At 72.6% G+C, this 12,958-nt stretch carries 15 protein-coding genes; 7 read left to right on the top strand and 8 right to left on the bottom strand.

All coding sequences use genetic code 11. The annotated features are described in order from the left end of the window. Both ACI379_RS06855 and ACI379_RS06850 read left to right on the top strand, forming a co-directional pair. A partial coding sequence (locus tag ACI379_RS06855; RefSeq protein WP_439791333.1) for a hypothetical protein occupies nt 1–214 on the top strand: 214 nt, incomplete at its 5' end. 109 nt (nt 215–323) lie between these two features. Continuing rightward, the gene (locus ACI379_RS06850) at nt 324–560 is read left to right on the top strand and encodes a DUF1059 domain-containing protein (protein WP_439791332.1); all 237 of its coding nucleotides are present in this window, start codon (nt 324–326) and stop codon (nt 558–560) included. A 47-nt stretch (nt 561–607) separates the two neighbouring features. Here the strand turns inward: ACI379_RS06850 and ACI379_RS06845 are convergent, their stop codons facing one another. Beyond that, the gene (locus tag ACI379_RS06845) at nt 608–1,480 is read right to left on the bottom strand and encodes a sigma-70 family RNA polymerase sigma factor (protein ID WP_439791331.1); all 873 of its coding nucleotides are present in this window, start codon (nt 1,478–1,480) and stop codon (nt 608–610) included. Nucleotides 1,481–1,684: 204 nt separating this feature from the next. Here ACI379_RS06845 and ACI379_RS06840 point away from each other — a divergent pair, with 204 nt between their 5' ends. Further along, a complete protein-coding gene (locus ACI379_RS06840) occupies nt 1,685–2,080 on the top strand; it encodes a hypothetical protein (RefSeq protein WP_439791330.1) in 396 nt (131 codons plus the stop codon). 194 nt (nt 2,081–2,274) lie between these two features. On the opposite strand, the gene ACI379_RS06835 is transcribed toward ACI379_RS06840, so the two are convergent. The 3 genes from ACI379_RS06835 to ACI379_RS06825 all read right to left on the bottom strand — a co-directional run bounded on the left by ACI379_RS06835 (nt 2,275) and on the right by ACI379_RS06825 (nt 4,473). Beyond that, entirely contained in the window at nt 2,275–2,850 is a 576-nt protein-coding gene (locus ACI379_RS06835; RefSeq protein WP_439791329.1) for an RNA polymerase sigma factor, read from the bottom strand. Next, nucleotides 2,843–3,532, bottom strand: coding sequence for a hypothetical protein (locus tag ACI379_RS06830; protein WP_439791328.1), 690 nt, complete (start codon nt 3,530–3,532; stop codon nt 2,843–2,845). The genes ACI379_RS06835 and ACI379_RS06830 overlap by 8 nt, the downstream gene beginning before the upstream one ends. Nucleotides 3,533–3,615: 83 nt before the next feature. After that, nucleotides 3,616–4,473, bottom strand: coding sequence for a YitT family protein (locus ACI379_RS06825; RefSeq protein WP_439791327.1), 858 nt, complete (start codon nt 4,471–4,473; stop codon nt 3,616–3,618). A gap of 147 nt (nt 4,474–4,620) precedes the next feature. Between ACI379_RS06825 and ACI379_RS06820 the strand changes: the two genes are divergently transcribed. Together ACI379_RS06820 and ACI379_RS06815 are read left to right on the top strand one after the other, a co-directional pair. After that, nucleotides 4,621–4,839, top strand: a complete 219-nt coding sequence (locus ACI379_RS06820) for an amphi-Trp domain-containing protein (RefSeq protein WP_439791326.1) — start codon at nt 4,621–4,623, stop codon at nt 4,837–4,839. A 53-nt stretch (nt 4,840–4,892) separates the two neighbouring features. Further along, entirely contained in the window at nt 4,893–6,104 is a 1,212-nt protein-coding gene (locus ACI379_RS06815; RefSeq protein WP_439791325.1) for an NAD(P)/FAD-dependent oxidoreductase, read from the top strand. 318 nt (nt 6,105–6,422) lie between these two features. Here ACI379_RS06815 and fadD1 read toward each other — a convergent pair whose 3' ends face one another. Next, complete coding sequence (gene fadD1, locus ACI379_RS06810) at nt 6,423–8,021, bottom strand: fatty-acid--CoA ligase FadD1 (protein WP_439791324.1); 1,599 nt, start codon at nt 8,019–8,021, stop codon at nt 6,423–6,425. 135 nt (nt 8,022–8,156) lie between these two features. Between fadD1 and ACI379_RS06805 the strand changes: the two genes are divergently transcribed. Further along, a complete protein-coding gene (locus ACI379_RS06805) occupies nt 8,157–9,449 on the top strand; it encodes an MFS transporter (protein ID WP_439791323.1) in 1,293 nt (430 codons plus the stop codon). Between the two features lie 57 nt (nt 9,450–9,506). After that, on the top strand, nt 9,507–10,958 hold the full coding sequence (locus ACI379_RS06800) for a GntP family permease (protein ID WP_439791322.1): 1,452 nt from the start codon (nt 9,507–9,509) through the stop codon (nt 10,956–10,958). Here ACI379_RS06800 and ACI379_RS06795 read toward each other — a convergent pair. The 3 genes from ACI379_RS06795 to ACI379_RS06785 all read right to left on the bottom strand — a co-directional run. Next, the gene (locus ACI379_RS06795) at nt 10,955–11,521 is read right to left on the bottom strand and encodes a mycothiol transferase (protein WP_439791321.1); all 567 of its coding nucleotides are present in this window, start codon (nt 11,519–11,521) and stop codon (nt 10,955–10,957) included. The two genes, ACI379_RS06800 and ACI379_RS06795, sit on opposite strands and share 4 nt — an antisense overlap. Nucleotides 11,522–11,550: 29 nt before the next feature. Continuing rightward, the gene (locus ACI379_RS06790) at nt 11,551–12,489 is read right to left on the bottom strand and encodes a DMT family transporter (RefSeq protein ID WP_439791320.1); all 939 of its coding nucleotides are present in this window, start codon (nt 12,487–12,489) and stop codon (nt 11,551–11,553) included. Between the two features lie 53 nt (nt 12,490–12,542). Beyond that, nucleotides 12,543–12,958: aldehyde dehydrogenase family protein (locus ACI379_RS06785; protein ID WP_439791319.1), on the bottom strand; the 416-nt coding region annotated here is incomplete at its 5' end.

Raw genomic sequence — 12,958 nt, 5'->3', positions numbered from 1 at the left:
CGACACCCTGCTCGACACCAAGGCCGACTGGGCCGCGGAGGGGAAGTTTCTCGGGGAGACGTTCTACAACGCGATGGTCGACGGCTACATGATCAGCGTCTCCGGACTGGGTCCTGGGACCGACGGCCCGCAGAGCCTCAGCCGTGCCGAGCACGTCGCGCTGATCAACGGAGTCGTGGCCAACCTGCGCAAGGAGATCGCCGCCGCCGAGTGAGGTTCGGTCACATCCACCGCCGCCCGTACGTCACCACGACAGGACCCGCACCCGAGCGCACCGAGCAACGGTGCGCCGACAATGGGTCCACCCACGGGAAGGAACCACCATGAAGACGATGACGTGCCGCGACCTCGGCGGCCCCTGCGACCTCGCCCACCACGGCGAGACCGCCGACGACGTGATCAACGCCCAGGACCAGCACCTCAAGGCGGTCGTGAAGGCCGGCGACGAGGCGCACGTCCCGGCGCGCAAGGAGATGAAGGGCCGCTGGATGCGGCCCAAGCAGTCGCTGGGTTGGTACAACGCCACCAAGGAGGCGTTCGCCGCCCTCCCCGAGGACTGACGGGTACGCCCGGGCGGGCCGCACCCCGGCCCGCCCGGCCCCGCGAGTCAGTCCCGGTCGCGCGCGGCGCGCTCGTCGGCGCCCTCGCGGCGGCGTACGGCCGCCAACAGCTCGGGCGCCGCGCGGAAGGTGATCGCGGTGACCTCGCCGCCGGCGACGGTGAAGTCGAACGCGACCCGCGCCTCGCCGCGGTTGATCCACGCCGCACCGGGGCGGGTCCCCACGAAGACCGGGAACGCCGCGGCCGCCGCGCCGTTGAAGAAGGCGGCCACGTCCTCGCGGCCCTCGATCCGCCCCGGCGTGCCCATCGTCAGCGCCGCCTCGTCTGCGGACACGACCACGTCGGGCGCGAGCAGGCTCAGCAGCCGCCCCAGGTCACCGCCGCGGGAGGCCGTCAGGAACGCGTCGACCACCTCCCAGTCGGCCAGCTCGTCCTCCGGCGCCGGGGGCACGACCTTGGAGCGGGCCCGGGAGGCCAGCTTGCGGGCGGCGACCGGCGTGGTGCCGAGGATCGAGGCGATGGTGGCGAACTCGAACCCGAACGTGTCGTGCAGGACGAACGCGACCCGCTCGCCCGGGGTGAGCCGGTCCAGCACCACCTGCAGCGCGACGCCGACGGTGTCCGCCAGCGCGGCCTCGTCGGCGGGGTCTGGGGCGTGCTCGGAGAGCTCGACCTCCTCCCGCGGCACCGGGACCTTCGCGCGCAACCGGTCCAGGCACAGGCGGCTGGTGACGGTGGTGAGCCAGCCGGGCAGGTTGTCGATGGCCGTGTCCGTGCCGGCCAGCCGCAGCCAGGCCTGCTGCACCACGTCCTCCGCCTCGGCGTCGTCGGCGAGCATCCGGGCGGCGAGTCGTACCAGCCGGGGGCGCTCGGCCTCGAAGGCCTCCGCCGTCGTGGTCGCGTCTGCGTGGGGGTCCATGTCACTCACTCCTGTCCGTGGCCATCACACCAGTGACGGGCGGCAGGCGTCAGGTGTGACCGGCGGAAATTCCTTTCGCCCGGTGTAACGCTCGGGGCGTCTCGTGACAGGTAACTGGTGTCCGCCCCTTCGCGGGGACGGGCCGCGTACGCCCCTCTCGGGGGCTGGCGGGGTCCGACGACCGAGTACCTGAGGAGCACCACCATGCTGAAGCCCGTACGCCTCTCCGCCGCCGTCGCCGGTCTGGCGCTCACCCTGGGGTCGCTGACCGTCGCCACGGCCCACGCCGAGGACACCCCGCCGCCGCCGGCGCCCTGCGCCCAGGAGTCGGCGCAGGTCGACAAGGCCGAGGACGCCCTGGCGCGTGTCACTGCCGTCTTCGAGCGTCAGAAGGAGCGCGTCGCCAAGGCGAAGGTGAAGGTCGACAAGGCCGACAACGCCAACGAGCGCGCGAAGGCCAAGAAGCAGCTGGCCGTCGCCAAGTCCAAGCGTGACGAGGCCAAGAAGGCCAAGAAGGCCCAGCAGCAGCGCCTGGCGAAGGCGCTCGAGCGTCTCGCCGAGTGCGAGGCCGAGCAGACGCCCCCCACGCCTGCTCCCTGAGCCTGACCCGGAGTCCTGAGCACGTCCCCCCGGCGGGGCTCCACCCCTGACTTCCCACGCAGGGAAGGGCGGATCCGAGCCGCCGCGCCACTGGTGCGGCGGCTCGGTGCGTTCCGGACCGCCGCTGGTCGAACTGGTCGCCCGCTGGCCGATCCGGTCGCCCGGTGGTCGAGCTTGTCGAGACCTCGGACGGGCTACATCCCCGGAGCGGTGCGCCCGAGCACGACCGGTCCGTCGGGCGCCGCGGCCCCCACCTCGCGCGCCAGACGCCGCAGCCCCCGGTGGCGGGCGACGCGTACGGCCACGGCTGTCGTGCCGAGCACCTCGGCGGCCGTACGGGCGTCGAGCCCCAGCCCGTCGACGAGCCCCACCGCTGCACGCTCGCGAGGCGGAAGGCTGGCCAGAGCGGTTCGCACCCAGTCCTGACCGTCGACCTCGAGCGTGCTGTCGGTGGCCTCGAGGTCGTACGACCCGACGTCCTCGGGCTGGGTGCGGCGGCGCTCGGAGGTGCGTCGCGTCGTGGCGGCGATGCGGCGGGCGATGCCGAACAGCCACCCGCCGAACTCCGAGCTGGACCCTTCGAAGTCGGCGATCTTCTGGGCAGCGACGGTCCACGCCTCGCTGGCGACGTCCTCGGCCGCGCAGGCCGTGTCGCCGGTGGGGCGGGTGCGCAGCCAGACCACGAGCCGGCCGGCGTGCTCCCGGTACAGGGTCCGCCACGCCTCCGGGTCACCGCGTTTGGCCGCGGCGACGACGGCGTCGTCAGTCACGGTCCCCGACCCCGGCGGACGTCGACGCACCCGAAGCGGTCGCCCGGCCGCCACCCTGCCCGGCAGCCGTGACGTCCTTGTCGGGCTTGGACGCGCCGCCCTTGGCCTCGTCCTTCTTGTCCTTCTTCTCCTTGGGGGCCTTGTCGGGGGATCTCTCGTCGCCCTGACCCGGGTGCGTGTCCGGGTCCGCGCCCTTGCCCTTCCCGTTGCCCTTGCCCGTGGCGGGGTCGGTGTCGTCGCTCCCGGGGGTGTCGTCCGGGGAGGTGCTGCCGTCGCCCGAACCCTTGTCGTCCGACGCCTTGTCGTCGCTGCCACCGCGGGTGCCGTCGGTGGTCGGGGAGTCGTCCTCTGCCCCCGGCGCCACGTCCGCGCCGTCGCTGCCCGTCGATCCACCGGGAGCGTCGCTGGGTGAGCCGGCCGGTTCGCCGGGCGTGGGGGGCGCGTGGTTGGGCGCCAACGGGGAGGGGAGCCCGTCCACCTCGATCGCGCCCGTCGCCCAGGCGCCACCGACGGAGAGCAGCGCGGTCCCCGTGCCGACTGCCGCCGCGACGGCGATCCGGCTGCGGGCCGGCACGGCCACGGTCGGCGTGCTGGCGCGCGCGAGCTCGGCCAGCTGGTGGACCAGGTGGTCGGGCGGTTCGATCGTCGGGGCGTCGAACCTCAGGTCGGTGCGTCGGTTCACGGCGGAACTCCCGGGCGTACGGCGTGCAGGTCGCCCGCCCACGATAGCCGCGGACCCCTCGTCCCGGAGGGCGTCGAGGGTTCTCAGTGCGCGTTGGTCATCGACTCGTACATCGGGCCGTGGTGGTTGGCGATGTCGGAGAAGGTGATGTTGGCCTCCGGGTCGATCTCCTCGATCTCCTCCACCAGGGACGCCTCCTCGAGCCGGGTGGTGGCGAAGGTCAGGACCCACACCTCCTCGGCCAGGCCGGTGTCGGCGTAGAAGCGCTGCTGCTTGGCGACGAGGACCGGTCGGTTGGTGTGGCCGGAGATGAGGCGGGCGACCTCCTCGTACCGCTCGGTGCTGACCCGGACCTGGCGGGCGCCGGACTCACCGTGGGCGATCTGGTCGACGAGGTCCTTGACGACGACGTAGAAGAGGACGGCGGACAGCAGCGCCGACTCCCACGAGATCACGAAGCCGGCGACGGTGAAGATCGCCAGGTTGATGTAGAGCAGCAGCTGGCCGACGGTGAACCGGGTGCGGCTGGCCAGGATCGTCGCGAGCACCTCGGTGCCGTCGAGGGCACCACCGTGCCGCAGCGCCACACCGATGCCGACCGCGATCATCGCGCCGCCGCAGATCAGGGCGAGCCACGACTGCTGGGTGATCGGGTGCATGTGGTGCAGGACGATGGTGGCCACCGACAGGGTGGCGATCCCGATGCCGGAGCGTACGGCGCTGCGCCTGCCGATCATGAACCAGGCCAGCGCGATGAACGGCACGTTGAGCGCACCGATGAAGACACCCATCGGTACGTCGACGAAACGACCCATGTTGATCGAGACACCGACGACGCCGCCGTCGAGGAAGTTGTTGGGGATCAGGAAGCCCTCGAGGCCGATCGCGAAGATGACCGCGCCCACGACGATCGAGAAGATCTTGTACGCCTCGGCGGCCACGGGATGCTTCTTCGCGTGGTGCACCAGGGCTGCGGACCGGGCGGCGGGGTCAGGTCGCGTCAGTCATGCGCCCCACGATCCCACGGCCCCGATACGGTCTGGGTGGGTGCCGTCCGGCATCCGATGACCTTTCCCCGAGGAGCAACCGTGTCCGAGCTGTTCGAGACCGAGACCAAGCAGCGCCTGAGCCGTGAGGAGGCGGCCGCCCGCCTCCACGCGCTCGCCGACTCGCTGGCCCGCCACAACTCCGTGGAGTTCATCAAGAACGGCCACCGCGTCACCGTCGACGTCCCCGACGAGGTCGAGCTGTCGGTGGAGATCGAGGTCGGCGAGGAGAACGAGCTCGAGATCGAGCTCTCCTGGTGAGCTGAGCCCCGGCGACGGTGGCCAGATCCATCCGAGGTGCCTAGCCTCGAAGCATGGCGATCATCCCGGGGCAGTACGACCACGTCATCGTGGGCGGAGGCGTTGCCTCAGCCAGCGCCGTGTCGAGCATCCACGAGCGCGCCCCCGAGGCGAGCGTGCTGGTCGTGGGCGCCGAGGCCGACGCCCCCGTGTACCGGCCGGACCTGTCGAAGAAGCTGTGGCTCGACGACGGTGCGGACGCCGGCGCCTCGGTGCTGGGCCTCGAGGGGGCTGAGTTCCGGTCGGGCGTGACGGTCGAACGCATCGACCCCGATGCGCACCAGGTGGCGCTCGACGACGGGTCGGTGCTGACGTACGGCTCGCTGCTGCTCGCCACCGGTGCCGCGCCCCGCACCAGCGGGCTGCGACCGGGGCCGCGCGTCATCCACTACCGCACCGTCGCCGACTACCGGGCGCTGCGCGAGGTCGCGGTCCCCGGGTCGCAGGTCGTCATCGTCGGCGGCGGCTACATCGGTGCCGAGATGGCCTCGGCCCTGGCCCAGAACGACGTCGAGGTCATCCTGGTGATCTCCTCCGAGCTGGTGCAGGCCGGGATGTTCCCGCGCTCGGTGGCGCGCCGGGTCACCGACACGTTCACCGCGCACGGGGTCCGGGTGGTGCACGGCCGGCTGTCGGGGGGCAGCGTGGAGCACGACCGGGTCCTCGTACGGCTGGAGGACGGCCGCGAGTTCACCGCCGACGCCGCGGTCGTCGGGATCGGCGTCACCCCGCGCACGGACCTGGCCTCCGCCGCCGGGATCGTCGTCTCCGACGAGGACGGCGGCGTGGTCGTCGACGACCACCTGCGCACCAGCGCCGCCGACGTGTACGCCGCCGGTGACGTCGCGTCGTACCCGGACACCCGGCTCGGCCAGCGCCGTGTCGAGCACGTCGACGCGGCCGAGTCGATGGGTGCCGCCGCCGGGAGGGTGATGGCGGGCGGCGACGAGGCGTACACGCACACGCCGTTCTTCTGGTCCGACCTGTTCGACGACGGGTACGAGGCGATCGGCGAGCTCCGCTCCGACCTCGACGTGGTCGAGGACTTCACCGACGACCACGCCCAGGGAGTGGCGTACTACCTCGACGGTGGTCGGGTGCGCGGGGTCCTGCTGTGGAACGTGTGGGACAGCGTCCCCGCCGCGCAGGCGCTCATCGAGGAGACGGCCGACGCGCCGCTGGCCGACCCGGCGGCGCTGGTGGGGCGGATCCCGTACGAGGACTGAGGCCGCGCTCCCCTGTGCCCCTCGCCCGGTGACCCCACGCCCAGTGACCCCTCGCCCAGTGACCCCAAATCGGGTCACCTGACCCACTTTGGGGTCAGCCGGAGAGGGTCGGCCCGCGTTGGGGTCGATGGGAGAGGTTTCTGCTGCCTCCGAACCTCTCCGAGTGACCCCAACCCGGGCAGGGTGGGTTGGAGGAGTACGTGGGGTCGCCCAGTGACCCCAAATTGGGGTGATTGACCCAAATTGGGGTCACCAGGAGAGGGCCCGGCCTCCGTCCGAGGCAGTCCCACTCAGGCAGTCCCACCCAGCCGGGGACGCTCAGCCCGCCACGTACACCCGGTCCCGCTCGCCCCGCGTCCACAACACGTCGCCGGACTCCCCGAGGTCGGTGCCCTGGGCGCGCAGCTCGCGCTTGAGCACCTTGTTGGTGGCGGTGCTCGGCAGGGAGTCGGCGACGCGTACGTACCGCGGCCATGCCTTGGGCGACAGGTCGGCCTGCGCGGCCAGGAACTCCGCGAACTCGTCAGGGGTCAGGGTCGCGCCGTCGCGCAGCACGACCGCGCACATCAGCTGGTCGCCGACCGAGGGGTCGGGGATCCCGTACACGGCGACCTGGCTGATCGCCTCGTTGCGCATCAGGACCTGCTCGATCGGACCGGCGGCGAGGTTCTCGCCGTCCACGCGCAGCCAGTCGCTGGTGCGTCCGGCGAGGTAGATGAAGCCGTCGGCGTCCTTGTACGCCAGGTCGCCGGACCAGTACATGCCGCCGTCGAGCCGCTCGGAGGTGGCCTGCTCGTCGTTGTAGTAGCCGGCGAAGAAGCCGGCGCCGTCGGTGTTGACGAGCTCGCCGACGGCCTGGTCGAGGTTGGTCACGCGGCCGGTGGCGTCGAACTCGGCCGGCGGGCACTCGGTGCGGCTGGTGCGGTCGTACACGGCGACGCCGGGGAAGCCGACACCGATGGAGCCGGGCGGCGTCTCCTCGTTGCGGGTGATGATGACGGCGGTCTCCGTCGAGCCGTACGCGTCCCAGACGGTGCAGCCGAAGCGGCGCGCGAACTCGTGGATGTCGCGCTCGGAGGCCTCGTTGCCGAACGCCACCCGCAGCGGGTTGTCGGCGTCGTCGGGCCGCTCGGGCGTGGCCAGCACGTACGCCAGCGGCTTGCCGACGTAGTTGAGGTAGGTGGCCCCGAACCGGCGGATGTCGTCGAGGAACGCGCTCGCGCTGAACTGGGCGACCGCGAGCGCGGCGCCCGCCTTCAGCGCGACGGCGTAGCCGCCGAGGATCGCGTTGGAGTGGAACATCGGCATCGCCGCGTAGACGGTGTCCTCGGGGCCGAAGCCGTACTTGTCGGCGAGCGCCACCCCGGACATCACGACCATGAAGTGGGCGACCTGGACCGCCTTCGGGTCGCCGGAGGTGCCCGAGGTGAAGATCAGCATGAAGGTGTCCATCGTCGCGATCTCACCGAACCCCTCGGTGGTGCGCGGCGCCGCAGCGACGAGCTCCTTCCACTCGGTCGAGTCGGTGCTCACCACCCGGGCGCCACCCAGGTCGAGGCCGTCGAGCAGTGGCAGGTGCTCGTCGTCGGTGACCAGGACGCGGCAGTGGGCCCGGCGTACGTCGGAGGCCAGCGACTCCCCGCGCCGGGTCGCGTTGATCCCGGCCGTCACGTGCCCGCCGATCGCGCCGGCCGCGATCACCATCGCCATCTCGGGGCCGTTCGGAAGGAGTGCGCCGACGTGCCGCGGGCGGTCGTCGGTGCCGGAGAGCTCGCCCATCAGGTCCCGCAGCACGTGGGCGCGGGCCGCGGACTCCGCGACGTACTCGCGCCACGACCAGACCGTGTCGCCGTGCTTGAGGCCGGGGGTGTCCCGCTCGGCGTTGTCGAGGAGGAGCGCGCGGACGGTGTCGGACAAGGGGGTCTCCTCGGCGGATGGGCGGGCCCGAGAGTGCGTGACGCGCGTCACAGTAGGGCGCTGCTTGACACGTGTCAATCGTGGTCGGCGGTCGTCAGAAGTGCCCGCCGACCGCCGCGCGTGCAACGATCGGGCGTGACCCTCGACGCCCCGTCGCCACGCCCCGACGACTCCGCCGCGGCGCCCGGCACCTGGTCACCCTGGCGGGCCGTGCTCGCCTTCGGGTTCGTCAGCCTGGCCGCCGACATGGTGTACGAGGGCATGCGCGCGATGGCCGGCCCGTTCCTCGGCAGCTTGGGCGCCTCCGCCCTCACCGTCGGCATCGTCACCGGCGCCGGCGAGGCGGTCGCCCTGGTGCTGCGGCTGGTCAGCGGCGCGTGGGCCGACCGCAGCCGCAACCACTGGCGCCTCACCGTCGTCGGGTACGGGATGACGGCCGTGTGCGTACCGCTGCTCGCCGTCGCACCGTTCCTGGGCGCAGCGGGGTTGGCGGTCGCGACCGTGCTGATCCTGCTCGAACGGACCGGCAAGGCGATCCGCAGCCCCGCCAAGTCGGCCCTGCTGGCCCGGATGGCGGCCGGCACCGGACGCGGCAAGGGGTTCGGGGTGCACAAGGCCCTCGACCAGGTGGGCGCGTTCTCCGGGCCGCTGCTCCTGGCCGGGATCGCCGCCGCGACCGGGCTGCTGTGGCCCGGCTTCGCCGTCCTGGCGATCCCCGGCGCGCTGTCGATGCTGCTCCTGGCGCGGCTGCGTCGTCGGGCGCCGGTCGACGTCGAACCGGTCCAGCAGGAGGAGACGGACGCGCCCCGCCGCAGCGCCCTGGCCGAGCTCCGCGCGGCAGCCCTGGGTGCCGACCTGCCGCGTACGTTCCACCTCTTCTCGCTCTCCGCGGCGCTCACCACCGCCGGGCTCATGACGTTCGGTGTCATCTCGTTCCACTTCGTCGACGTCGGGCTCCTCGCCGCGGCGGCGGTCCCGCTCGTGTACGCGCTCGCGATGGCCGTCGAGGCCGTGGCGGCGCTGGTGACGGGGTCGCTGTTCGACCGCTGGGGGCCGCGGGTCCTGCTGGCCGTGCCGGTGCTCGTGGCCGCCGTCCCCGCCCTCGTCTTCGGCGACGTCCTGTGGCCCGTTCTCGCCGGTGTCGTGGTGTGGGGCGTGGCGACCGGGATCCAGGACTCCACGGTCAAGGCGTACGTCGCCGACCTGGTCGCCTCGTCCCGGCGCGCCACCGCGTACGGGGTCTTCGCCGCCGTCCAGGGGATCGGCGCTCTCGCGGGCGGCGTGCTGGCCGGCGCGCTGGTGCAGGCGGACCGGGTGGGGTTGCTCGTTCTCGTGGTCGGCCTGCTGCAGGCCGCGGCGCTGGGGTTGCTCGCGTGGCTGGTGCGTCGGCCGCGCGTCCCGGTGACCGCCGGCCCCGGCGGCGAGTAGCGTCGGGAACCTCGGGGCCCCGGCCCCTCCCGCCGCCCGCCGCTGCGAAGGGTCACCATGGTCGTCCTGCACACCGTTGTCGCGATCGTCCTGGTCGTCGCCCTGATCATCCGGTTCAAGGTCGACCCGGTGATCTCACTCGTGGTCGCCTCGCTCTACCTCGGCCTCGCCTCCGACGTCGGCTTCGCAGGCACCGTCACCGCGATCACGGGCGGGTTCGGCGAGATCATGGTCGAGGTCGGCCTGCTGATCGGGTTCGGCGTCCTCATCGGGTCGCTGCTGCACCGCACCGGGGCCTTCGAGAAGCTCGTCCACCTGCTCGTCTCCCGCGTCGGCGGGCGCCGGCTGCCGTACGCGATGACGACGCTCCTGTCGACGCTGATGCCGTCGATCTACGTCGACGTGCAGGTGGTCCTCGCCTCCCCGGTCGCACGCTCCTCCGCGCCGCACGTGGGACGCCGCGGTCTGCCGCGGATGGCCTCGGCGGTCGGCGCGGGCATCTTCTGCGGGTACGTCTTCGTGATCCCCGGACTGGCCGCGATCTCGATCGCCGGACTGCTGGAGATCCGGCTGGGCACGTGGCTGCTGTACGGCCTGGTGATCGGGCCGGTGACGGCCGTGCTCACCACGATGATCCTCGGGCTGGTGCTGCGGACCGGCTTCTGGAAGGACGAGACCGACACCGAGGTCGACGAGGCGCTCGCCGAGATGGAGGCCGCGGACGCGGCGGCGCCAGGTGTCCGGGGAGCCGGGGCCAGGGACGCCGCCGTGCTGGGTTCCGGCCCCGACGAGAACGCGCCGACCGCCGCGTCCGTGGTGGGGACCGGCGGACCCACCCGCCGTCACGACCTCGGGCTGGGCGTCCTGCTGCTGCCGATCTTGGTGCCGCTGGCGCTGATCGCGTTCGGAGCGTTCGCGGAGCTGTTCGAGTTCACCACCCCACTGATCGACTTCCTCGGCGACGCCAACGTGGCGCTGTTCATCGGCCTCCTCGGGGCGTACGCGCTGGCCCGGTGGACGCTCGGCGGCGAGGAGACCGGCGACGCGATGACCGACGGCTTCCACACCAGCGGCGAGATCCTGCTCATCACCGGCGTGGGCGGGTCGCTGGGCGCGGTGATCAAGGCGACCGGCCTCGACAAGACCCTCGGCGACCTGTTCTCCGCCGATGCCGGTGCGCCGATCGTGGTCACCGTCCTGCTCGCCTGGGTGATCGCGGCGATCCTGCACCTGGCGATCGGGTCGGTCTCGGTGGCCGCCATCACCGCCGCCGGGATCATCGCCCCCGTGGTCTCCCAGGTGGGGGTGGCGCCCATAGGCGTCGGTCTGGCGATCGCGTCGGGCGCCCTGTTCGCCCTGCAGGTCAACAGCAACTTCTTCTGGATGTTCAAGTCGCTGCTGGGGCTCTCCACCTCGGGCGCGCTGAAGACGCTGACGCTGGCCACCACGGTCGCGTCGGTGGTCTCGCTGCCGATGGTGATGGTGGTGGCGTTCGCGGTGCCCGCCTAGCGCCCGCTGGCGGGTTGCCAGCCGGACGGCGGGTCCTCCCCGACGAGGCCGTCGACACTCTCGCGGAGCAGGTCGGCGTGGCCGGTGTGCCGGCCGTACTCCTCGACCAGGTCGCAGACGAGGCGTCGCAGGCTGGCCCTGTTGCCGTGCTCGTCGCCGTCCAGGGTCAGCTGGTCGAGCCCGCCGTCAGCGAGCGCGGCGGCCAGACGCCCGCGGGCGGTCGCGACGGAGGAGTCGTACAGCGCGTAGAGCTCGGCGGGGGAGTCGTCGGCGGCGGTCCTGAACGTCCATGCCGGGTCGCACGCCCAGTCGGCCGAGCGCCACGGCTCACCCGGGTCTTCGTGGAAGGCGCGCCACGTGAAGTGCATCGCCTCGACGGAGGCGAGGTGCTTGAGCAGCCCTCCCAGGGTGAGTGACGAGGCGCCCACGCGCGCCGACAGGCCGGCCGCGTCGAGTCCGTCCGCCTTCCACCGGAACGTGCAGCGCAGGCGTTCGAGCATGCCGACGAGGTGCGCGACCTCGTCGCCGGCCAGCGGGGGCTCCCAGGGGCGTGCGTCGTCCATGGAGCCACGGTAGACCCGGTGGGGACGGCTCAGCCCGTGGCGTGGGGCGGGTCCTCGGGCTCGAGGGCGACGACGGCGGCGAGGATCAGGACGGCGCCGAGGAGGCCCGCCGCGGGGAGACGCTCCCCGAGGAGGAGTGCGGCGAGCGCGGCCGCCGAGAGTGGCTCGACCAGGGTCGCCACGGTCGCGGCGGAGCCCGAGGTGGTCCGCAGGCCGGCGTACAGCAGCCCGTAGGCCAGGGCCATCGTCGCCAGGCCGAGGTACGCCAGCAGCAGCAGCGACGCGGGGTCGGTGGTGCCGACCGGCTCGGAACGTACGGCCGCCAGCGCCAGGAACGGCGCCAGCGCCACCGCGCCGACGGTCGTGGCGACGGTGGTCAGGGCGATCGGCGGTCCCTCCTGGGCGAGGGTGTGCCCGAGCACGGTGGTGGCGGCGTACACCGCTCCCGCGACCACGGCCAGCACCAGCCCGGCGACGGGTCGGTCGACCGGGGCGCTGGTGCCGTGGCCGGCGGAGACGCTGATCATGACGAGCCCGACGAGTGCCGCGCCGAGCACGCCGAGCTGGCGCCGCGAGGGGCGCGTACCGGCCCGGGTGTGCTCCCACGCGGCGGCCAGCACCGGGGCCAGGCCGAGCGAGACCACGGTCGCGATGCTGACGCCGACCCACAGCACGGAGACGAAGTAGAGGCCCTGGTACGCGGCCGTCCCACAGCCGACCAGCACCGTACGCAGGGGGTGTGCGCGGAACAGGGCCAGCGCCGGCGCCAGGTGCCTCGTCATCGCGGCGAACGCGAGCAGCGCCACCGCCGCCAGCAGCATTCGCCAGGCGCTGACCGTCATCGCGCCGAGTCCGTCGCGCTCGTTCAGCACCGTGACGACCAGGCCGCCGGTGCCCCACAGGACCCCGGCCGCGCAGACCTGCGCCAGGCCCCAACGGGATCCGGCGCTGCCCGGACGGTCGTTCATCTGTCTCCTCGCGGGGGTCGGCGTACGCGCACGCTATCCCCCGTCGGGGTGGGTCAGTGCAGCGGACGCACCTTCTTGGTGCGGCGGCGCACCTGGGCGAGCTGGAGCTTGTTGACCAGCGTGTTCGACCTTGTGAACGGCGGGGTGGTGAGGGCCGCCATGCTCATCGGCAGGTTCGCCACGGCCACCGCGCGGGCGTGGGTGAACGTGTTGAAGCCGAACTCGCCGTGGTACGCGCCGTAACCCGAGTTGCCGACGCCGCCGAACGGCAGCGCGCTGACCATCATGTTGGGGGCGAAGTCGTTCGCGTTGACCGAGCCGCTGCGCGTGTGGGACTGCACCCACTCGAAGTCGGCGTTGTCCGGGCCGTACCAGTAGAGGGTGAGCGGGCTGGGGCGCGAGGCGATGTACTCGACGGGCTCGTCGATGTAGTCGTCCTCGAAGTCCTCGAGGGGAACCATGCCGAAGT

The organism is Nocardioides sp. (assembly GCF_051876515.1).
Classification (GTDB): Bacteria; Actinomycetota; Actinomycetes; order Propionibacteriales; family Nocardioidaceae; genus Nocardioides.
This window is presented reverse-complemented; position numbering and strand designations above follow the sequence as displayed.

Bases quoted from the DNA above. Each gene is read 5' to 3' on its own strand.
- ACI379_RS06850 (WP_439791332.1), top strand. From the start codon at position 324: ATGAAGACGATGACGTGCCGCGACCTCGGCGGCCCCTGCGACCTCGCC.
- ACI379_RS06845 (WP_439791331.1), bottom strand. From the start codon at position 1,480: ATGGACCCCCACGCAGACGCGACCACGACGGCGGAGGCCTTCGAGGCC.
- ACI379_RS06840 (WP_439791330.1), top strand. From the start codon at position 1,685: ATGCTGAAGCCCGTACGCCTCTCCGCCGCCGTCGCCGGTCTGGCGCTC.
- ACI379_RS06815 (WP_439791325.1), top strand. From the start codon at position 4,893: ATGGCGATCATCCCGGGGCAGTACGACCACGTCATCGTGGGCGGAGGC.
- ACI379_RS06800 (WP_439791322.1), top strand. From the start codon at position 9,507: ATGGTCGTCCTGCACACCGTTGTCGCGATCGTCCTGGTCGTCGCCCTG.
- ACI379_RS06795 (WP_439791321.1), bottom strand. From the start codon at position 11,521: ATGGACGACGCACGCCCCTGGGAGCCCCCGCTGGCCGGCGACGAGGTC.
- ACI379_RS06790 (WP_439791320.1), bottom strand. From the start codon at position 12,489: ATGAACGACCGTCCGGGCAGCGCCGGATCCCGTTGGGGCCTGGCGCAG.